At 69.4% G+C, this 21,405-nt stretch carries 14 protein-coding genes and 1 pseudogene; 5 read left to right on the plus strand and 10 right to left on the minus strand.

Going from position 1 to position 21,405, the window contains the following annotated elements:
• Nucleotides 1-21: 21 nt before the first annotated feature.
• From A4E84_RS04140 to A4E84_RS04160, 5 genes are all read left to right on the plus strand, one after another.
• Nucleotides 22-1,413 carry a rhamnogalacturonan lyase family protein gene (locus A4E84_RS04140; RefSeq protein WP_237305169.1) on the plus strand — a complete coding sequence of 464 codons (1,392 nt, stop codon included), beginning with the start codon at nt 22-24 and terminating at the stop codon, nt 1,411-1,413.
• 4 nt (nt 1,414-1,417) lie between these two features.
• Nucleotides 1,418-2,767: a right-handed parallel beta-helix repeat-containing protein gene (locus A4E84_RS04145; RefSeq protein WP_107308260.1), complete on the plus strand. Its 1,350-nt coding sequence runs from the start codon at nt 1,418-1,420 to the stop codon at nt 2,765-2,767.
• Between the two features lie 136 nt (nt 2,768-2,903).
• A complete protein-coding gene (locus A4E84_RS45655; protein ID WP_062925231.1) occupies nt 2,904-4,982 on the plus strand; it encodes a family 43 glycosylhydrolase in 2,079 nt (692 codons plus the stop codon).
• Between the two features lie 176 nt (nt 4,983-5,158).
• Complete coding sequence (locus tag A4E84_RS04155; RefSeq protein WP_062925232.1) at nt 5,159-7,108, plus strand: glycosyl hydrolase 53 family protein; 1,950 nt, start codon at nt 5,159-5,161, stop codon at nt 7,106-7,108.
• 288 nt (nt 7,109-7,396) lie between these two features.
• The gene (locus A4E84_RS04160) at nt 7,397-8,713 is read left to right on the plus strand and encodes an RICIN domain-containing protein (RefSeq protein WP_062925233.1); all 1,317 of its coding nucleotides are present in this window, start codon (nt 7,397-7,399) and stop codon (nt 8,711-8,713) included.
• 233 nt (nt 8,714-8,946) lie between these two features.
• On the opposite strand, the gene A4E84_RS04165 is transcribed toward A4E84_RS04160, so the two are convergent.
• The 10 genes and pseudogenes from A4E84_RS04165 to A4E84_RS04205 form a co-directional block, all read right to left on the minus strand.
• On the minus strand, nt 8,947-10,167 hold the full coding sequence (locus A4E84_RS04165; protein WP_213084204.1) for an aminotransferase class V-fold PLP-dependent enzyme: 1,221 nt from the start codon (nt 10,165-10,167) through the stop codon (nt 8,947-8,949).
• Nucleotides 10,164-11,450, minus strand: coding sequence for a phenylacetate--CoA ligase family protein (locus A4E84_RS04170; RefSeq protein ID WP_062925235.1), 1,287 nt, complete (start codon nt 11,448-11,450; stop codon nt 10,164-10,166). The genes A4E84_RS04165 and A4E84_RS04170 overlap by 4 nt, the downstream gene beginning before the upstream one ends.
• Before the next feature lie 18 nt (nt 11,451-11,468).
• Nucleotides 11,469-12,428, minus strand: coding sequence for a ParB/RepB/Spo0J family partition protein (locus A4E84_RS04175; RefSeq protein ID WP_107308261.1), 960 nt, complete (start codon nt 12,426-12,428; stop codon nt 11,469-11,471).
• Nucleotides 12,429-12,960: 532 nt separating this feature from the next.
• The gene (gene dpgC, locus A4E84_RS04180) at nt 12,961-14,247 is read right to left on the minus strand and encodes a (3,5-dihydroxyphenyl)acetyl-CoA 1,2-dioxygenase DpgC (RefSeq protein WP_062931294.1); all 1,287 of its coding nucleotides are present in this window, start codon (nt 14,245-14,247) and stop codon (nt 12,961-12,963) included.
• Between the two features lie 53 nt (nt 14,248-14,300).
• Entirely contained in the window at nt 14,301-15,029 is a 729-nt protein-coding gene (dpgB, locus tag A4E84_RS04185) for an enoyl-CoA-hydratase DpgB (protein ID WP_237304823.1), read from the minus strand.
• 11 nt (nt 15,030-15,040) lie between these two features.
• Complete coding sequence (dpgA, locus tag A4E84_RS04190) at nt 15,041-16,153, minus strand: 3,5-dihydroxyphenylacetyl-CoA synthase DpgA (RefSeq protein ID WP_062931296.1); 1,113 nt, start codon at nt 16,151-16,153, stop codon at nt 15,041-15,043.
• 141 nt (nt 16,154-16,294) lie between these two features.
• The gene (locus A4E84_RS45660) at nt 16,295-17,536 is read right to left on the minus strand and encodes an aminotransferase-like domain-containing protein (protein ID WP_237305114.1); all 1,242 of its coding nucleotides are present in this window, start codon (nt 17,534-17,536) and stop codon (nt 16,295-16,297) included.
• Between the two features lie 159 nt (nt 17,537-17,695).
• A pseudogene (locus A4E84_RS45665) lies at nt 17,696-18,664 on the minus strand (alpha-hydroxy acid oxidase); the annotation flags it as partial.
• Between the two features lie 74 nt (nt 18,665-18,738).
• On the minus strand, nt 18,739-19,764 hold the full coding sequence (hppD, locus tag A4E84_RS04200) for a 4-hydroxyphenylpyruvate dioxygenase (RefSeq protein ID WP_062925237.1): 1,026 nt from the start codon (nt 19,762-19,764) through the stop codon (nt 18,739-18,741).
• A 40-nt stretch (nt 19,765-19,804) separates the two neighbouring features.
• Entirely contained in the window at nt 19,805-21,385 is a 1,581-nt protein-coding gene (locus tag A4E84_RS04205; protein WP_062925238.1) for an MBL fold metallo-hydrolase, read from the minus strand.
• Nucleotides 21,386-21,405 lie beyond the last annotated feature (20 nt).

The following is a 21,405-nucleotide window of genomic DNA, read 5'->3' on the forward strand; positions in this document are numbered from 1 at the left end:
CCGCTGCGCGCCGGTGGCCCGGTGAAGTTCGTCTGGGTCGGCGACCTCGACGGCGACGGTGAGTACGACTTCGTCCTGGATCGCCAGACATCGCCGCAGACACTTGAGGCCTACCGGCGCGACGGGCAGCTCCTCTGGTCGGTCAACATGGGGCCGAACAGCACCAACCAGAACAACATCGAAGGCGGATCGTCCACCATCGACGTCGGCCACAACGACGGCGTGACCGTCTACGACTTCGACAGCGACGGCCGCGCCGAGGTCGCCGTGCGGATCGCCAACGGTGTCCGCTTCGGCAACGGCACCACCTTCACCCACAGCGACAACAACCGCCAGTTCATCGCAATTCTCGACGGCATGACCGGGGCGCCCCGCGCGACCGCTCCCGTGCCGACGGACTACCTGGCGGACGGCCCGATGTACGCCCGGTTCGGTGTGGGCTACCTCGACGGTTCCCGGCCCAGTCTGGTCGCCTTCATGAAGAATCGCAGGGGCAACGGGGCGTTCAACCTCATGATGGGCGCCTGGCAGTTCACCGGTCAGTCCCTGACCCAGCAGTGGAAGTGGCTGCGCGGCAACCAGAACACACCCGACGGGCACAACACCCGCGTCATCGACGTCAACGGCGACGGGACCGACGAGGTAGCCGAGATCGGCTTCGTACTCAACGGCGACGGCACCCTGCGATACTCCCTGGGCCCCGCGGGCGTCATCCACGGCGACCGCTTCCACATCGCCAAGATGGACCCCGACCGCCCGGGCCTGCAGGGATACGGCGTCCAGCAGGACAACCCCAGCGGTCTGCGCGAGTACTACTACGACGCCGCCAACGGCTCCATGATCTGGCGGCACTCCGCGTCCGGTACCGCCGACGTGGGACGCGGCATGGCCGGCGACATCGACCCGCGGTTCCCCGGCATGGAGGTCTGGTCCTTCTCAGGCCTCTACAACGCACCCGCCAACCGTCTCACCGAACCGAACACCTCGCTGCGTCCCTGGCCGCAGCTGGGTCTGTGGTGGGACGGCGACATCACGATGGAACTGCTCAACGACGGCAAGTTCGAGAAGTGGGACCCGAACAACCCCAAGCCCACCAACAGTCTGGCACGGCTGCTCACCACCTCGAACTACGGAGCGGTCGACGCGAGCCAGGACGTCCAGCCCACCTTCTACGGCGACATCCTCGGCGACTGGCGTGAGGAAGCCGTGTACACCAACGCCAGCTACAACCAGCTGATCATCTTCACCACCGATCACCCGACGAGCACCAGGTTGTACACGCTCGCGCACAACCCCGCCTACCGCAACGCCATGACGCTCAAGGGATACATGCAGTCCCACCACGTCGACTACTTCCTCGGTGCCGGCATGGCCCGGCCACCCCGGCCGAACATCACCTACTCCGGGAGCTGACGCTGTGAGAACCGCGAAGTTCGTCATCCCTGGCCTTCTGCTCTCGGTGGTCACGGCGAGCTCCATCGCGATGGCCCCCGGCTCGGCGTCCGCGAGCGGTGGGGCGGCCGGGAACACCTTTTACGTCGCTCCGAACGGGAGTGACGGCGCAGCGGGTACGCAGGCCGCTCCGTGGGCATCGATCGCCCGAGCGCAGGCCGTCGCCGAGGCGGGTGACACAGTCTATTTCCGCGGCGGCACCTACGCCTACGCCCGGGCGAACAGCGCCTGTTCGAGCCAGTCCGCCAGAGTCGACGCGATCACCCTGAGCAAGAGCGGCAGTTCGGGCAACCCGATTCGGTACTGGGCGCATCCGGGCGAGAAGCCGGTCTTCGACTTCTCGCGGATGACGGACAACTGTCGTATCAAGGGCTTCAACGTCACCGGCAGCTGGATCCACCTCAGGGGGCTGGAAGTCAAGGGTGTTCCGCAGAACAACAACCGGAACGCCGAGTCCTGGGGCATCTGGATCTCCGGCAGCAACAACATCTTCGAGCAGATCGACACCCATCACCACATGGGCACCGGCCTGTTCGTCAACGGCGGGGGTGGCAACCTCGTCCTCAACTCGGACTCGCATGACAACTACGACCTGCGCAGCAATGACGGGCCCGGCGAGAACGCCGACGGGTTCGGTGCGCATTACACGCCGGCCGGCCGTCAGGCGAACGTGTTCCGGGGGTGCCGCGCGTGGTGGAACGCCGATGACGGGTTCGACCTCATCTCCACCTACTCGCCTGTGATCATCGAGAACTCGTGGGCGTGGCGCAATGGGTACGTGCCGGGGACGACGACGCCCTCCGGCAACGGAGCCGGCTTCAAGTCGGGTGGTTACGGGGGTGACTACGAAGCCAACGCGCCGAAGCACACCGTCCGCTCCTCGGTGGCGTTCCTCAACAAGGCGGCCGGCTTCTATGCCAACCACCACCCGGTGGCCAACGACTTCTTCAACAACACCGGCTACGGTAACCGCCCCAACTTCAACATGCTGGGAGTCGACTCGCGCGGCGCGGCCGTCGGCCGGGGCAATCTGCGCAACAACATCGCCTACACCGGAACGCCGACGTCGAACATGACCGGCACGAACGCCGCGTACAACTCCTTCAACCTCGGCGTGCCCCTGTCGGACTCCCAGTTCCGGAGTGTGTCGACGTCCGGCTGGGACGCGCCCCGCCAGACCGACGGAAGCCTGCCCGTGCTGCCCCATCTCCGTCTCGCGGCCGGCAGTGCCCTGATCGACAAAGGAACGGCCGTGGGACTGCCCTTCAACGGAAGTGCGCCGGATCTCGGCGCCTTTGAGAGCGATGGAAGGTGACATCGTGAGGCAAAGATCGCGTGTCGTTTCGAAGTACTGGAAGGCGGCCGCCGCCGCATTGTTGTCCGTGGCGTTGGCGGCCCCGCTCTCGTCGAGCACCGCTGCGGCGGAGACACCTGCAACGAAGACACCGGCCATGAAGGCGTCGGCAACGGCGCTCCAGGACCAGGGTGCCGCGGTCGCACCGGCGGTGGATCGCGGCCTAGAGTACCTGGTGTCCGAGTACCGGACCCGGACTCCGTCGAAGTACACGGCTGACTCCTGGAAGCCCTTCGCCAAGGCGTTGACCGCCGCGGCCGATGTCGCCGGCGACACGTCGGCCACCACGTCGGAGGTCGCCGCCGCGAAGACGGCACTGATGACCGCCGCCGCCGATCTGGAGGCCGCTGACGAGGGCACGTTCCAGACCATCACGAACAACACGTTCTGGAACGACACCAGCGGCAACCCCATCTATTCGCAGGGCGGTGGGGTCTTCAAGTTCGGCGACACCTACTACTGGTACGGCGTGCACTACACCGGCGCCGAGCTCTACCGGGCCAATCCGACGAGGAAGTACGACGGCAACGTCAGCTTCGTCTCGATCCCCGTGTACTCGTCCAAGGACTTGGTGAACTGGAAGTTCGAGAACCGCGTCGCGACGCGTTCCACCGGCGTGGGCAGCGGCGCCAACCTGGGTGGTGCGGGCTGGGTCGGGCGGCTCGGCGTCTCGTACAACGAGAACACCGGCAAGTACGTGCTCGCTGTGCAGATGTGGCACACGGGCAGGGGCGGGCACGGCGTTCTGCTGCTGCAGGGCGACTCACCCACCGACACCTTCGACTACGGCTACTTCCAGACCCAGATCACCAACTCGCCCACGACCGGCACCGGGGATCAGACCGTCTTCACCGACGACAACGGCAAGGACTACCTGATCTTCTCCAACCGCGAAGGACGCTCGCGCGGCTTCGTGGCCAAGTTCCGGGAGTCCGACTCGCTGCGGATCGAGCCAGGCGTGGAGATCCGCCGCGGCGCCGGCCGCGAGGGCAACGCCATGTTCAAGCTCGACGGCAAGTACTACCACGCGGCGTCGGACCTGCACGGCTGGAACACCTCGGTCAACTACGTCAATGAGTCGACCAGCAGCAACGTCCAGGGCTCCTACAGCAGCGAGTACGTCCTTGCCGGCACCGAGATGGACTACAGCCACGTGACCCAGACCGGGTTCTTCGTGACGGTCAACGGCACCAAGCAGAACACGGTGATCTACGCCGGCGACCGCTGGGCCGACTTCGCCTGGAACGGCATCGGGTACAACCAGTGGGTGCCGATCACCAAGACCGGCGCGAGGCCACAGTTCCACTCGGTGAGCCAGTGGCAGTTCAACGCCACCACCGGACAGTGGCGTGTCGGGCCGGCGAACAACTACATCCTCAACCCGGACATCCAGGCCGACCGCATCATCGTCTCCAGTGTGCGGGGATGGCGGAACCTCGGCGGTTCGGTGACCAACGTCAACGGTGGTGTGAACGGCTCTCGCTTCGCTCTCCAGGTGAGCAACAGCGGCGGCGTCGAGCAGCGGATCGAGTCGGTGCCCACAGGCACCTACACCCTGTCCCTGCACGCTCGGGGCAGCGCCGGACAGGTCGTGATCACCGGCGCCGACGGCAGCCAACGCACCCTCGGCATCCCGTCGTCGAGCGGCTGGGCCAAACGCGAGCTCACCGGCATAGCGCTGCCCGGCGGGACCGCCACCGTCACCGTGCGGGCGTCGGGTTCGGGCGGCGTCACCGTCGACCAGCTCTCACTGGTCAAGACCTCTGCCGACGCGCCGTCGGGACAGCGTTACGAGGCGGAGACCGCGCCGGCGGTGTGCCAGGGCACGATCGACTCGAACCAAGCGGGCTATTCCGGTACCGGGTTCTGCAACGGCACGGCCGCCGCGGGGGCCTACGCGCAGTTCACGGTGACCCCGCAGGCCGCTGGTACGGCGACGGTGGCGGTCCGGTTCGCCAATGGCTCCACGAGCGGCGCGAGGCCGGCGAACCTGGTCGTCAACGGATCCACGGTGGGAACGGTTTCGTTCGAGTCCACCGGCGCGTGGACGACGTGGACGACCAAGACCGTGACCGTTCCGCTGAACGCCGGCAGCAACACCATCCGGCTGGATCCGACCACGGCAGCCGGACTACCCAACATCGACTACCTCGATGCCGCTGCCGCGACCGGCTGACATCCCACCCTTTGCCGGTCTCTTCGACCGGCAGAGGCTGCGGGGTCGCGTCCTTGAGACCACGGCACCGGCGTGACCACGGTGCGCTCCGCAACGAGCAATGCCACATGAGAACGACAGCCGACAGCGTGCAAACAGCACGTGGCGCAGGTACGTCACATCGTCAGGAGAAGGACATGAGCAGCAAGCGTCTGCCCCGCGTCATCGCGGGCACGACGACGTTGGTCACCATGGTGTCCGCGACGTTACTCATGGTGCCCACGCCGGCCCATGCGACCTTCGGGACCGCGGACATCAAGCCGATCGAAAGCAATATCGCCGCCAAGGACTGGGCCTCGGCGACAGCCGGCGACGGCTCGTCGGACGCCGGACTGGCCATCGACGGAGACCCGACGACGTCCTGGCAACCCGGTCGGGCCGACGCCCGGCAGTGGCTCACCGTCGACCTCGGTGGAACCTACGACAACCTGCGCAAGGTCAAGGTGGTGTTCCCGGACCGTGGCGTGGCCTACCGGTACGTCGTCGAGGCTTCATCCGACGGCCGCCGGTGGAAGACCATCACCGACAGGTCCCACAACCGATCCGTGTCGCGAGGGGAGGTGCACCTGTTCACCCGGCCGGCCACGCGCTTCGTCCGGCTGACCTTCACGGGAGGGCCGGGCCGTGCCCGGGCCGGGGTCAGCGAGCTCCAGGTCTTCAACTACCTGCGCGAGGACCTCACCCTCGGCGCCGATCTGTCCTGGATGGACGACGTCCAGGACCAGCAGTACTGGGTCGACCCCCTGGCCGAAGACCGCGGTGCCGGGCCGCACCTGCTCGACGTGGCCAAGGACCGCGGCATGCAGCACACCCGGCTGCGGATCTTCAACGAGCCGCGCAGCGAGAGCACCGGCCAACCGACGTTGGTCCCGCGCCAGGGCCCGGAGCGCTCACTGGTCTCGGCGAAGCGGATCAAGCAGCGGGGCATGGGCCTGGGGATCGACTTCCACTATGCGGACTCATGGGCGGACCCGAGCAAGCAACCCAAACCCCGTGCCTGGGCCGAGCTGGGGTTCGCGGACCTGTCCCGGGCCGTGTACGACTTCACTGCCGACTATGTGAAGCGGTTGATCCGGCAGGGCACCACGCCCGAGAAGGTGGCCGTCGGCAACGAGATCATCAATGGTTTCATGTACGGCAGCGAGGCGGCCCACATCGGCACGACGAGTCCGCCGTACTTCGTCGACCAGGCCGATGTCTACCAGTCGAAGCCCGGCGGTGGCCTGCTGTGGAAGTACTGGCGGTCGACCGACCCGGCGGAGCGGAAGCTCTACGACCAGGCGTGGGACCGGTTCACCACCCTGGCAGCGGCCGGTATCAAGGCCGTCCGCGACGCGTCACCGGCATCCAAGGTCGAGATACACGTGATCGTCGACAGGGACAAGCTCGCCAAAACCATGGAGTTCTGGAACCAGTTCCTCACCCGGGTGAAGGCAAAGGGCCAGAACCCTGATGTGCTGGCCATCTCGTACTACCCGGAGTGGCACGGTACGCCCGAGGCGCTGGATCACAACCTGAACACCATGGCCACCACCTATCCCGGCTACGAGATCGACATCGCCGAAACCGCCTACCCCGCCTCGGGGGGCGATGGCTCTCCGTTGCCCAACTCGCCGTACCCGCGAACCATTCAGGGGCAGGCGGACGCGATCCGGAGGGCGTTCCAGGCCGCCAACGACGTGATCGACAACCGAGGTTCAGGTGTCCTGGTGTGGGAGCCTGCCGGCTACCAGCCCATGTTCCGGGCCGTGCCCGGGCTGGCGAACACATGGGAGCCGCACGCGTCCATCAACGTTTTCAACGCCAGCCGCGCCAAGCACATCCTCCAGGACACCGTCTACACCGCCACCGTGGTGGGTGCCGCCCCGAGGCTGCCTTCCTCCATCCGCATGCTCACCACCGCCGACAGCGCGACCACCCGTGTCCCCGTCCGGTGGCAGCCGTTGCCACCTGGCGCGACCGGCAGGCCGGGCGAGGTGACAGTCACCGGGACGACCGGCAAAGGACCGGTCACGGCGGTCATCGACGTCGTGTCCGGACGCGGCGGACACGACTTGACCACCTCATGGCCTCCATCGCCGAGCTGAGGAAGAGGAGGCCCGCAGCGCCCGTGCGAGCGAGGTCGGCTACGGGGGCGCCACCTGCCGCGTGGGTCCGACGCAACGGCTGGGGCCGGGCCGACACCGACAACTGCGCAACGCCCAGGGAGAACCAGGGCGTCCTCGGCCCGAACGGCCTCCCCGACCGCCGGTGGCTCGCCTGACACACCGCAACGTTCCTGCCGCACCTCGCGGGTGACAGGAGCACCCGCTCTCGCGCCGCGTGCCCAGCCGAACGCCGATCGCTACATACATCTCTGCACCCAAGGAGCATCCATGACCATGCAACGACGGACATTCCTCCGCATGAGCGCGGCCGGAGCGACAGGCGTGGGCCTGTCCCTGATGGGGACAGGCCAGGCCCCGGCCGCCGCCGGGCCGCTGGACACCGCGCCGACCACGCCGTTCGCAGTCGGCGTGCGCCGGTACAACTGGACCCGCGGCAGCCGCCCGTGCACCACCTACGTCTACTACCCGGCCACCGGCACCGCCGGCGGCAACCCGGTGACGGACGCCCCGGTCGCAGGCGGGGTCTTCCCCGTGTACAACATGACCCACGGCTACGGAAGCAGCCCGCAGAACTCCCTGTTCATCATCCGGGCCCTGGCCTCGGCGGGCTTCGTCGTCCCCGCCCCGCACTTCAACCACAACTTCAACGACGTCAACAACGGCAACACCTCCAAGGACGTCTCGCAGATCCTCACCAACACCCTCGCGCTCAACGCGAGCGGACCGCTGGCCGGGCACATCAACACCGGCATCGGCGTCGGCGTCTCGGGCCACTCCCTGGGCGGCATGGTCACCCACGGTCTGCTGACCTCCTGGCCCGACAGCCGGATCGTCTCCGCCAACCCCCAGTCCTGCGTGGACATGGGCAACCCGTCCTCCTCCGTCAACGCCAAGGTCCTGTTCGTGCACGGCGACCGGGACTCGACCACGTCGTACTCCTCAGCCCGGCAGGCGTACTCGGAGATGACCTGGCCGAAGGCGTTCCTCACCTTCGTCGGCGGCAGCCACACCAGCTTCTGGAGCGACCAGCGCTTCCCGAGGACCGTCGTCGACTGGGCCCGCTGGACCATGTACGGCGACACCGCGGCACGGGACCGCCTCCCGGCCGACGCGTCCGGGTCCAACACCAGGTGGGAGGCTCAGCTGGGCGAATCGCCCAGCGGCCCCGGCCCCTACAGCCTGGTGGCCCAGCACAGCGGCAAGGCCGCCGAGATCAACGGGGCCTCCACCGCCGCCGGCGCAGGGCTCGTCCAGCGGACCACCAACAGTCGCCCCAACCAGCAGTTCGAGTTCGTCGACGCCGGCGCCGGCCACGTCCGCGTCAAGGCCATGCACAGCGGCCTGTTCCTCCAGCCCACGGGCACCGCGAACGGCGCGGACGTCGTCCAGCAGCAGGCCGACACCGGCGCCACCGGCCAGCAGTGGCGCGTGGTCGACCACGGCGGTGGCGTGGTCAGCCTCGTCAACCGGCAGACCGGCCTGGCGTTGGATGTCTGGGAGTACTCGACCGCCGACGGCGGACGCATCTCCCAGTACACCTACAACGGCAACCCCAACCAGCGCTTCACCCGCCGCCGCGTCTGACCAGAACGTGTCGGGGCACCGCTCGGGCAACAGGGCGGGCGGTGCCCCGGCATGGTGCCGACAATCCTTCGCGCACCCAGCCGTCTGCTCAGGTCGGCGAGCCCTTCCGCTCGGTTCGAGAGGCATCGCCGGCAGCTCGGGGGCACGCAGCCGAACGCCCTCGCCTCGGATCACCGGAGCGCGGCCTGATCTCCTACCGACCGAGCCCTCGAACGGGAATGTGACGACGGGCCCTAGCCGCCGGTGGGGGGTGCCAGCCAGGTCAGGAGTTCGTCGAGGGCCTGGTAGAAGCCCTCGATCTCGGGGACCTCGTTGTACAGGTAGGCCGAGACGCGGAGGACCTCGCCGCCGGCGAGTTCGGTGACGACGGGCTGGGCGCACATGTGGCCGCTGCGAACCATGTAACCGTAGGAGTCGCTCAGCAGGCGGGCGACCTCGCCTGCGGGGGCGGCCGCGTCCAGGCGGAGGGAGGCGAGCGCGATGCGGTCGGTGTGGTCCGGGGGGCCGATCAGGGTCAGGGCGGGTCGCGCGAGCGCTCCGTCGACGAGGGCCGCGCAGAGGTCCTGTTCGCGCCGGTGGCGCTTGTCCGGGTCGAGTTCCTCGAGGTAGCGGATCGCCGCGGCGGAGCCGATGACGGAGGCGACGGCCGGGGTCCCCGTCTCGAACCGGAAGGGGATGCGCCGGTCCACGCTGCCGTCGAGGTCGACCCAGTCGACCATCCCCCCGCCGACCGTCAGGGGGCGCAGCGCCGCGAGCCGCTCGCTGCGGCCGAAGAGGCAGCCGACCCCGGTGGGGCCCAGCATCTTGTGCATCGAGAACGCCATGAAGTCGACGTCCAGGTCGCGCACGTTGAGGCGCCCGTGGGGCAGGGACTGCGCGGCGTCGAGCACGATCGTCGCGTCGCACGCGGCACGGACCTCGGCCACCAGTTCGCGCACCGGATGGACGACACCGGTGACGTTGGAGCAGTGCGTGAGCACGACCACCTCGGGCGGGTCGCTCAGCAGCTTCCGGAAGTGGTCGCGGTCGAGGCGGCCGTGCGCGTCCACCCGTGCCAGGTCGAGGTGTCCGACCCTGCGCCACGGCAGCAGCTGGGAGTGGTGCGCGTCCAGGCAGCCCACGACGCGGGCGCCCGGGGCCAGGTCCAGACCGGCGGCGACGAGGTTCAGCGCCTCGCTGGTGTTCCTCAGCAGGACCACCTCGTTCGCCGCCGCTCCGATGTGCCGGGCGATCACCGTGCGGGAGGACTCGTAGGCGTCGGACGCCTCCTCGGAGAGCCGGTGCTTGCCCCGGTGGATGTTCGCGCCGTTGGACTCGTAGTACCCGCAGACCGCCTGGATGACCGAGCGCGGCTTCAGGGTCGTGGCCCCGTTGTCCAGGTACGAGATCCCGCGTCCGTCTATCTCCCGTCCCAGCGCCGGAAAATCGTCCCGGCAGGGTTCCTTCACGGTCACCACGCGCCTTCCGCGGAGAGATGGGACACGCATGCCTGGAACTTCCCGCTGCGCTCGCACGCTATGTAGTCGACCGCCTCGACGCGGACCGGGTTCGGTTCCAGGGCCTCGGACAGGCGGGTTTCGAGTGCCGGCGCGTCCCCCGCCTGTTCGGCGGAGTTGGCGACGTACCGGAAGGTGCACGCACCCGTCGGGTCCTGTTCCAGCTTGTAGAGGTCCATCCAGGGCGCGTCGCCGACCACCGCGTCCACGGCGCCCGGCGAGACGGTGCGCCCGCTCCGCAGGCGCACCGCCTGCGTGGCCCTGCCCTCGATCCGTACCACCGGCAGGTCGCTGCCGCAGTCGCACGCGTCCCCCAGCGGGGTGAAGTAGTCCCCGGTGGCGTACCGGATGCGCGGCACCAGCGTGTCGTCCAGCGTGGTGACGTACAGCTCGCCCATGGTGCCGAGCTCGACGGCCCGGCCGTCCCGGACGAACTCCAGGTAGAAGTCCTGGTCGTTGATGTGCCGGCGTCCCTTGTGGCACTCGAACCCCAGGTAGCCCAGCTCGGACATGCCGATCATGTCGCCGACGGGCATGTCCGCACCCAGGAACGCGTCGATCTCACGCCGCGCCACCCGCGTCATGAGGGTGTAGCCGCTCACCAGGTGCAGGGTGCGCGGCGAGCTGATCCGCCGTCCGAGCCGCCGCGCCCACCTGGTCAGGAAGGCGAAGTGCGTGGAGTCCACCAGCAGCAGGTCGGGCTCGCAGATCTCCAGTTCGTCCAGCGCCTTGACGATCTGCCATTCCGGAGTCGCCATCAGGTCGTGGGCCACGGACAGCACCACGGTGCCGTCCGGAAGCGTCCGGTCCTCCAGGGTCGACAGTCCCGTCGCGCACTCCACGTCCGAGCAGTTCGGCGGGGCGAACCGGCACGTCCTGGGCCTGCTGCCGGGGCGCCAGAGGTCGTCGAACCGACGGTTGACCGCGAGGGCCGTCGCCTGCCGCCGCGCCAGATCGTAGGAGAGGATGGCGCTGTTGAGGCGATCTCCGGACGTTCCCGAGCTCTGGAAGCGCATCACGCGGGGCGAGTTGAGGGTGTACCCCTTGGCGAGCACCCCCGCGGGGAAGTGGCGCCGGTAGTCCGGCTTCGCGGTGGGAGGTATCCGCAGGAAGTCGTCCGCGTCCTTGATATCGGCCGGATGGAGGCCGTTGTCCTCCATGTGCTTTCGGAAGAAGGCTGTATTTTCGAACGCGTAGGCGATTTCCTGTCGCGCGGCCTCGAACGCCGCCGTCCCGGTCATGCTCCGGCCGCCAGCATGTCACCCACCGAAACCGCGCCGGTTCTCCTGGCGCACACGCTCGTTCAGCTGCTTCGCGAGGTCCGTCCACGTGTCCGCGTAGTACCGGGCCAGGTCCAGTACGAGGCTCCCGCAGTGGCTCGGTACGGCCTCCATGAGGTCCTCGCCCGCGCGCGTCGCCACCGCGTTCTGCTGCTGCAGCAGCCGGAGCAGCTGGCGTCCGCCCTCCTTGTGCCGGAGCGAGGGGTCCCTCAGCAGCTTCTCCAGGGCGGCGGCAGGGTCCGCCGGGAGCTGGTTCCGCTTGGGCTCGACGCGCCGGTCGCCGGCGTCGGCCGCCGTGGGCGGGCCCGCGGGAGCTTCGGGGGCACGGACCGGCTCCACCACCGGGGGCAGGCCCGACTCGAGCCGCTTGCGGACGTCGCTGACGGTCGCGGGAGAGATGCCGGCGAGGCGGGCCACCTCGCGCAGCGACGCCTCCGGTCGTTCGGCGATCAGTTCGGCGGCCCTCAGCCGGCCGTCCACGCTACTGAGCGGACGCGTCTTGCCGTCCCTGCCGATGCGGGCACTGAGCTGGGGCAGCGCGTCGGCCACGCGGCGCCGTATCGTCGCGACCGCCTTGGCGCCGAGGCCGGCCGCCCGGGCGATCGCCCGGTCCGACATCTGCGGGTGGGAGGCGATGATGCGGCCGGCGGCGGCCCGCCGGTCGGCCAGGGTCAGCGGAAGGCCGTGGGAGACGTTCACCTCCACCGCCCGCAGGAACGCTTCTTCCGGCGTTCCGTCGAACAGCTCGACCTGGATCAGCTCATGGCCTCGCAGTTTCGCGGCCATGAGGCGGTGCATCCCGTCGATCACCCGCATGGTGCGGCGATCCACGAGGATCGCGGGGATCGGTGTGTCGATCTCCGCTAGTCTGGCTATGTGCTCCTCGTCCAGCCCTTCCGAACGCGGAGACTCTCCGGGAAGGAGTAATTCGATCGACATCAGGGAAGTATTCCCGTGACGATCAGAGGGTTTCCACGGATCCCCGTCACCCTCGCCAGCAACGTTGTGCGAGTAAGGTTTGAGCGTGCGAACTGACTGAATCAAGGCATTCACCTAATCCGGTTCCGATTCAGAGTCCGCCATTCGAGTCGACTCGAATGGCGATCCAAATACCGTTCGCCGAGCACCTGACTTGCCGTTCCCGACCCCACCCCCGACCGTTCCAACGCGTCGGTGCCATCATGCGTCCTGGAACCTGCGGGAGGGCAGCACAGAGCACCACGATCTCGGCCCCCCGTAACACTTCTGTCTGCCGTGCCGTTCTTTACCATCGTCGCTTTCCGGCCCCGCCATGTCTACGGGACGATTCAACATTCCCCAGCTGAAAACCCGTCACATCAGTCGCAGCAGTCGATGCCGACCGGCCGGTATGCGCCGGCGTTCGGCCGCAACCCGGGCACCGTCGCGATACCGGCCGGATGGCAAGAGTGTTCAACTGCTGCTTCGCGTCATGCAAGCACCGCTCCAGCCATCAGCCGGAAGCGGCGAATCGCCCCACCTTGTCGATGACATCGGGGCTGTACAGGCGAAACGATTGCTGGAGCGCGAAATCGGCCATATATGACTGGAACTCGATCTGGGATTCCTCCGCAAGGTTCAGCATCCGCCGGTTGGCGAGGACCGAGGAACCCCGCAGCCGGCGCAGCGCCGCCTCGACGGCCTCGTCCAGCGCCTCGGTCTCGTGCACCTCGTCGAAGACGAGACGCGCCTCCGGCTCGCTCGCCCGCAGCCGACGGCCGCCGAGAATGAGCTGCCGGGCCAGGCGCGGGCCGACGGCCCTGCCCAGACGGAAGTTCGACGCCCCCGGGATGATGCCCTCCTTGGCGGCCGGAAGGCTGAAGTAGGCGTCCGACGCGGCGAGTACGCAGTCGAACACCAGCAGGATCTGAGCCCCGCCGCCGATCGCGAAGGTGTCCACGGCCGCCACCCACGGCTTCTCCACCATGGCCGGCAGTCCGCCCGGAGCGTTCCCGGTCAGCACGCCGCGAAGAATCTTGTGAATATACCCGAGCTCCCGACGCAGCAGGAAGTCGACGAGCGAGATCCCGCCACCGTGCAGCGTCTTGAGGTTCACGCCCGCGCTGAAGACCCGCCTGCCCCGGTACCGGGGATGCGTCATCTCCCCGCCCCGCAGCAGACAGACCTCCACCGCCGGGTCGAGCAGCGCGAGATCGACCGCCGTCTCCATGTCGTCGATCTGCTGGTCGTCCTCGGCGTTCAGACAGTCGTCACGGCACATCGTCAGACGCGCCGCTCCCTCCGTCCGCTCCAGGCGCACCGAGCCCAGGTCCGCCGTGCCGGTGCGCAGGAACTCCGGCAGCAGGCCGAGCGCCCTCGGGGTAGGACGCAGCATCGCGTCGAGCAGATGCGCACCCGCGGCCGGCGAGCGCAGGACCGCCCGGAAGAAGAGGCCCTGGTCGATCTCGTCCCCTTCCTTCTCCGCCTGCGGCCGGGAGCGTTCCGTCGCCAGCTGTCCGGGGGTCGGCACCAGGCCGGAGAAGGCCGCCGCCGCGCCGTCGGCCAGCTCGGCGACCCGCAGGTAGCGCGTGCGGCCGCCGGTCAGCTCGTCGTAGACGGCGTCGGCGTGCACGCCGAGGAAGGCGGCGCGCAGCTCCCGCACCTCGGACCGCGCGGCCGCCGCGGCCGCGCGCTGGGCGGATGAACGCCGTGCCGGTTCCGGCAGGGCCGCGATGACCTCGTCGGCGCGCGCGGCGGCCTTCGCGAGGGCGATCCGCGCGTGCGCCAGCCCGCCGCACACCGCCCGAAGCTCGTCCTGTCCGCCGGCTCCGGCTTCCACGGGTTCGGTGAGGTTCACGACCGGCCTCCCGCCACCGCGGCACGGCGCAGCGCGCGGTCGCACGCCGCGAGGTGGACGCCGAGGGCCTCCTCGAAGCTCGTCGTGGGCGCGTCCAGCAGCAACTGGCGCCGGATGGCCAGTTCGGTCCCGGCGACGGCGCCCGACCGCTCCACTGCGACGGCCACGGCCTTCGCCGGGTCGTCGACCACCTCGTCCACGAGGTTCACGGCCAGCCCGTCGGTCGCCTCGACGGGCGTGCCGAAGAGCACGGCCCGCCTGATCGTGCCGGTCGAGCCGTGCTTCGCGAGCCGGAAGAGAGCCATGCCCGGCCAGGTCGCACCGTCCTCCACCGGCACCATCAGGCGGGCCGAGCGCGTCGCGATGCGGTAGTCCGCGGCGAGGAAGGCGTCCAGGGCCAGTCCCCCGCAGTCGCCGTCGGCGACGGCGAAGGTGGCCGCGGGCAGCCGCTCCAGACGGCGCAGCACCTGCTCCCACTTGTTGACCAGCGACACGGTCAGGTCGCGCGCCCGGGGCCCCTCGGGCGCGCCGGACACCCGCACGATCACCTTGGCGCGCCCGCCCTGGTCCTCCGCCTGGTCGCAGGCCGCGGCGACGGCCGCGACGGTCTCCGCGGAGAGCGCCTGCCGGCCGTCGATGCGCAGCAGGACGTGGTCCCCCGCGTCCGCGAGGCCGACGGGGAGGGCGGAGTCCTTCGTCGCGTCTGTCGGGGTCGCGTCTGTCATCTTCGTCTCCGTCACCACTGCACCAGCGCAGCCTCGATGGTCGAACCGGGTCCCATGACCATGAGGACGCCGTAGTCCCCGGACCGGGTCACTCGCTCCTGGAGCAGCCGTTCGTAGGAGAACAGGAAGGAGCCGCTCGACAGGTTGCCGTAGTCGCGCAGGACATCGACCGTGTGGCGCACGTCGTGCCGGGTCAGGCCCAGGTTGACCCGGACCGCGTCGATGACCTTCTTGCCGCCCGAGTGCACCAGCCAGTGGCTGATGTCGCTGCGGCGCAGACCCGCGCCGTCCAGCAGGCGGCCGATGATCTGCTCCGTGTTCGCGCCCACCACGTACGGGACCTGGGGGTCCAGGAAGAAGCTGAACTTGCCCTGGGAGTCGTCCCAGTCGAAGCGCATCGCGTCGATCGCGTCGGTGATGAGGTGGCTGGCGAAGGAGAGGATGCGGGGGCTGCCGGACTCGGTCCCCGGGTCGGGGGCGCCGTGGGCGGTGTCCTCGGTGTCGGTGATCAGGGCGACCGCGGCCGCGCCGTCCCCGAAGAGACTGTTCACCACGGCGGTGCGCAGGGTCGAGTCGATGACGTACGCGGCGGAGCACGCCTCCACGCAGAGCGCGACGGCGACCTTGCCGGGGTTGGCGACGGACCAGCCGTTCACGGCGTTGAGGGCGTTGAGGCCGGCGTTGCAGCCCATGCCCACCACGTCGACCCGGCTGGTGCGCGGCGAGATGCCCATCTCACGGATGAGCAGGGCGCTCAGCCCCGGGGTGAGGAAGCCGGTGGTGGTCACGCAGCACAGGTAGTCGATGTCCGCCAGGTCGAGGCCCGAGTCCTCGAGGCAGGCGTGTACGGCGCGGGCGCCCATGTCGAGCGCCATCCGCTGGTGCTTGGCGAGCAGTTCGCCCTGGCTCTCCTCGATCAGGGCGCCGTCGGAGTCCACTTCAGGGAGGGTGAGATAGCGCCGGTCGATGGCGCTGTTGAGGAAGACCGACCGGACCTTGGGGTCCCCGATGGCGAAGTGGTCGAGCAACTCCGTCTGTGAATAGGAGTGTTCGCTGTTCGCCGTGCCGACACCGGCGATCCGGGCCGTGGCGGTGGCCTTGGTCCGGGAGGCCCGTTCCCCCATGGCGTCGATGTCGGACGTGATCGTCAATGCGGTCATCGGAACGTCCACCCCCACATACGGGTCCTGCTGCGGATGAGAATCTTTGCTACCAACACCGCTTTCCCTTCGGTGAGTTGAAGTCGGAACTACCAGATGGCCGGTTCAGCCGGATCGATGTGTCTGCGCCCGTACGAAACGGGCCAGCCGGTCCACGCCGTCCACGATCTCCTCGTGGCTCAGGTAGCTGACGGACAGCCGCAAACTCGACTCGCCACCGCCCTGCGGATAGAAGTAGGACATCGGCGTCCAGATGACACCGAACTCCTCCGCGGAGCGCTCCAGCGCGGCGTTGTCCGCGCGGAACGGGACGTTGACGGCGAGGAAGAAGCCTCCGGCGGGCTCGTTCCAGCCGATGCCGAGCGCGCCGCGCTCGTCCTCGGGGAAGCGTCGGTCGAGCTCCCGAAGGGTGACCCGCATGGCGTCGCCGTAGTACGCGGCGGTGCGGGTGTTGAGCCCCGAGGTCCGGCCGTCGACGGAGAGCAGCATTCCGGCCGTGACCGCCTGGCTCACCGGGGAGGTGTTGACCGTCAGCATGCTCTTGATCCGGGCGAGTTCGTCCGCGAGCAGTCCGGTGTTGCCCGCGTCGTCGACGACCGGCTGGTCCGCGACGACGAAACCCACCCTGGTGCCGGGGAAGAGCGTCTTGGAGTACGACCCCAGGTGCACGACCCGGTGCTCGCGGTCCAGGGACTTGAGCGTCGGCAGCTGTTCGCCGGGGCTGACCATCCGGTACGGGCTGTCCTCCAGGATCAGGATGTCGTGCCGCTCCGCCAGGTCGAGCAGTTCCTGGCGGGCGGGCAGCGTCATGGACGTGCCGGAGGGGTTGGAGTGGTCGGGGATCACGTAGAACGCGCGCGGGCGTCGGCCCAGGGCCCGCTCCGCGAGGATCGCGGCTTCCAGGGCGGCGCAGTCGAAGCCCTTCTCGCCCTCCTCGACGGCGCCGACCTCGACGTCGAGGAGCCGTGCGGCGCCGGTGATGCCCACGTAGCAGGGGCTGGAGACGAGCAGCACGTCGTCGGGGCCGGAGATGAGGGCGCGTACCGCGAGGAACATCGCCTCCTGGCAGCCCACGGTCACGACCACCGACGCCGGCGGCACGTCGATCCCCTCGTCCTTGCGCAGCTGGTCCGCGACGAGCTCCCGGATCTGGCCGGCGGTGGGCCCGTACTGGAAGATCGCGGAGCGGACCTGCTCGGGACTGGCGCCCTGCGCGGCCAGGTGGTCCAGATAGCGGCGCAGGTGCCTGAAGACGTCCTCGGTGTCGAAGAACCCGTCGTAGGGGCGGCCGGGGGCGAACGAGACCGCGTCGGGGTAGCGGTGGGTGACCTCGTTGAGGAAGTTCATGGTGTCGAGGACCGGGTCGGAAACGCTGCCGTGCAGCTCCTCCTTGCGGAGTCCGGGGGCGCCCGTCCGGTGAGGCGGTGGCTCGGGGAGCCGTCGGGCGGGCTCGGGAAGCCCGTCGCCGGCCTCCTCCGGCCCACCGACGAGCGGCGGACCCGCCCGGTCGACGGACGGCGTGCCCGTGAACGTCATCGTCTCCACCAGCTCGTCGACGACGGTGCCGAGCACCCGCTCGACACCCGTCTCGCCGCCGACCGCGAGGCCGTGCAGCACCGGACGTCCCAGGAGCACCGCGTCGGCGCCGAGCGCGAGCGCCGCCAGCACGTCCGAGCCGCGCCGCACACCGCCGTCGACGAGTACGGGGCAGGCGCCCCGGACCGCGTCCGCGATCTCCGGCAGGACGTCGAGCGTCGCGGGGACCGCGTCCAGCTGGCGGCCGCCGTGGTTGGACACGACGATGCCGGCGGCCCCGGCCGCGACCGCCTGCCGTGCGTCGGCCGGCGTCAGGACGCCCTTGACGAGGACCGGCAGCGAGCTGATCTCCCCCAGCCAGGCGACCACCCCCCAGTCCAGGGCGGCGTCGAACTCGGCCAGCGCGTGGTCCACTGGTGAGGAGAAGCCGGCACCGGTGAGGTTGGCGGGCACGATGCCGTCCGGCAGGCGGAAGCCGTTGCGCAGGTCGCGCAGCCGGCGACCGAGCCGGGGCGCGTCCGCCGTCAGCACCAGCGCCTCGAACCCGGCCCGCTCGGCACGTTCGACGAGGGCCCGTGTCGCGTCGCGGTCCCGGAAGCAGTAGACCTGCAGCCAGAGCGGCGCCGCGGCGACCCGCGCGATGTCCTCGAAGGTCCGCCCGGCGAAGGTGCTCACCACGAGGGGCAGACCGGCGCGGCCGGCGGCCCCGGCCGTGGCGACCTCGCCCGCCGGGTCCGCCAGGGTGTGGTAGGCGAGGGGGGCGACCCCGATGGGCGCCGCCCAGCGCCGGCCCAGGATCCGGGTCGTGGTGTCCGGCCGGCCCACCCCCGTGAGCACCCGCGGCCGGAAGCGCACGCGGTCGTACGCCTCCACGTTGGCCGCGAGGGTCCGTTCCTCCCCCGCGCCGCCCGCGCAGAAGTCCCACACGCCCGGGTCCATGCCCGCGCGGGCCAGGTCCGCCCAGTCCGCGAGGGTGTACGGCCCCGGCGTGCCGCCGTCCCCCGCCGCGTCGCTCACCCCGCGGCCAGCCGGTCTCGCTCGACCGCCTCGTACAGGGCCCGTATGTTGGCGCTGCCGAAGCCGCGCGAGCCCTGGCGCTGGATGAGCTCGAAGAACAGGGTGTTGCGCTCGTAGGGCGAGCGGCTGAACAGCTGCAGCAGGTAGCCCCATTCGTCGCGGTCGGCGAGCACCTGGACGGACCGCAGCTCCGCGACCTCCTCGCGCATGCCGGTGATCCGCTCGGCGAGCACTTCGTAGTACGAGTCGGGAGTGGCGAGGAAGTCGGTGCCGGCCTCACTCATCCGCCGCACGGTGGGGATGATCTCGTCCACCAGGAAGGCGAGGTGCTGGACACCGGGCCCTCCGTTGCGCTCGATGAAGGCGTCGAGCTGCCCCGGTTCCTTCGACGGGTCCGGGGCGACCAGGGTGAAGGTGACCCGCCCGGAGTCGCTGCGGACGACGATCGAGTCCATCGCCTGGTCCCCGACCGCCACGTACTCGGAGGAGTAGCGGGACATCCCGAAGGCGTTCTCGTAGAAGTCCGCGTACTCGGTGAGGCGGTGCCCTTCCAGGCAGACCGCGACGTGGTCGAGCAGCCGGACCGGGCCCTCCTGCGCGGGATCCGGCGCCGGCGTGCTCGGTACCCAGTTGCGGCCCGGCGGCAGTTCGGCGGTCGACGCGGTGGCGTGCGGCAGCAGGGTGTGGCTGACGTCGCCGAAGCCGGAGACGACCGGGTTGCCGTGCGAGACGCCCAGGGACCGGGCCCCTGCGGCCACCGCCGCGTCGTGCGTCGCCGCCACGTCGTCGCAGCTGAACGCCATGTCCGCGATGCCGTCGCCGTGCCGGTCGAGGAAGCGGGTGGTGCCCGGGCCCGACGTCACGATCAGCCGGGTCTCCCCCTGGCGCAGCAGGATGGAACTCCGGTCGGGCTCCACGGAGTCGGCGATGCGGGTGAAGCCCATTCCCGAGACGAAGTAGTCGACGGCCGTCGGTGCGTGCCGGGTGTACAGCTCGACGTACAACAGGTCCTGCACTGTCATGTCAGTCTCCTCAAGAGCCGCTGGGTTGCCGGTCGTCCGTCTACCAGCGCCATTCCTGCTGGCCGTACAGGTGGCCCGCCTGGATGCCGCGGCCCTTGCACCAGGCCATGAACTCGTCGATCTGCTTGATCTGGTACGTGTCCTCGGTGTACGTCGTCGCCATGACGTGGCCGAGCCAGGGCTCCTCGCCCATCGCGTAGACGTACGCCTCCTTGGCTCCGAGCTCGACCATGATGTCGGCGGCCTGAGCGGCGTTGGAGCCGGACAGCTTGCGGGAGTTGCTCATCTTCTTCGTGACCGGCTTGGTGAGCAGCGCCTGGTAGAGCCAGGTGAGCGGGGCGCCGTCGCACTCCATGCCGAGGAAGGCGATGTCCGCGGTGCCCAGGTGGCGCTGGACGTAGCGGTACAGCATCGGGTCGATGCCCGAGGAGTCCGCGCCGATGTAGACCTTCTTGCCGGCGAACTCCGCCCAGTACGTGGACTTTCCGCGGATGTCGAGGTCGCAGTGCTCGCCGAGGAACGGCGTCGCGGTGATCTTGCCGCCGGGGAACTCCACCTCGTCGAAGTCGTCGACCTCGACGACCGGGAAGCCCTGGTGCTTGAGCATGAGCGCCATGGACGGGTCGGCGAGGTTGCCGCGCGAGGAGCGGGGGACGACGATCTGGCCGACCCGGCCGCGCAGCTGGAGCAGGGTCTCCAGGACGATGTGGTCCTGGTGGCCGTGCGTGATCAGCACGAGGTCGATGTAGTCGGGCAGGTCGTCGAGGGTGTACCGGTCGCCGGCGGTGTTGTCGGCGCTGATGAACGGGTCGGTGACGACGGCGGCCTCGGGCGACTGGAGGACCAGGCAGGCGTGGCCGAAGTAGCGGATACGGCCGCCCGCGTCGATGTGCCGGTCCTCCGCCAGGCTCGGCCGGTCGCTCAGCATGCCGGACAGCTGCTTGGTCTGGGCGTCGTCGAGTTCGAGGGCCTCGCGGAGCTTCGCGAGCGTCGTGGGCTGCACCCGGGCCTTGAAGAGCGCCTCGAGCCCGGCGTGGCGGAACGGGATGTCCAGCTCCAGCACATCGGGCGAGGGCAGTCGCGGCGTACTGAGGATGAACGGCCGCTCGATGCCGGTCTCGAAGGACAGCTGCACCGACTGGCGGTCCTCCTGGTAGACGTCGCTGTGGTAGGCCAGCGGCTCCATGAAGCGCATCTGGGCCTGGTTGTCGGTGTCGTACGCCAGCTCGACGAGGCCGGCGAGCTCCTCGGGCAGCTTCGGGTACAGCGGGGTCAGGTCGAACCCGGTGGCGTTCGCACGGAGCAGTTCCTGCCCCTCGGCGATCGCCTCGGCGAAGCGGATCATGGCGGCCCGCTCGCGCTTGATGGTGGCCAGCAGGTCGCGCACCTCGTCGGCGCGCTCCTCGGCGATGTTGACGAAGTAGCCGCCGCGCAGCTCGGGGTTGACGCTGGCCGCCACGTGGACCTTCGGGGACTGGAGGTACGACTCGAGGAGCGGTACCTGCAGGAAGGCCAGGTTCATCGCGGCCTGGACGGGCGCCAGGGTGTGCGGCCAGACGTAGAACCGGTCCACCAGTGGTTCCACGATGGCCTTGGATCGCAAGTACAGCTCGTCAGACATGGGTGCCCGTCCTCCAGAGA

This window comes from Streptomyces qaidamensis, assembly GCF_001611795.1.
In the GTDB taxonomy this organism is placed as follows: Bacteria; Actinomycetota; Actinomycetes; order Streptomycetales; family Streptomycetaceae; genus Streptomyces; species Streptomyces qaidamensis.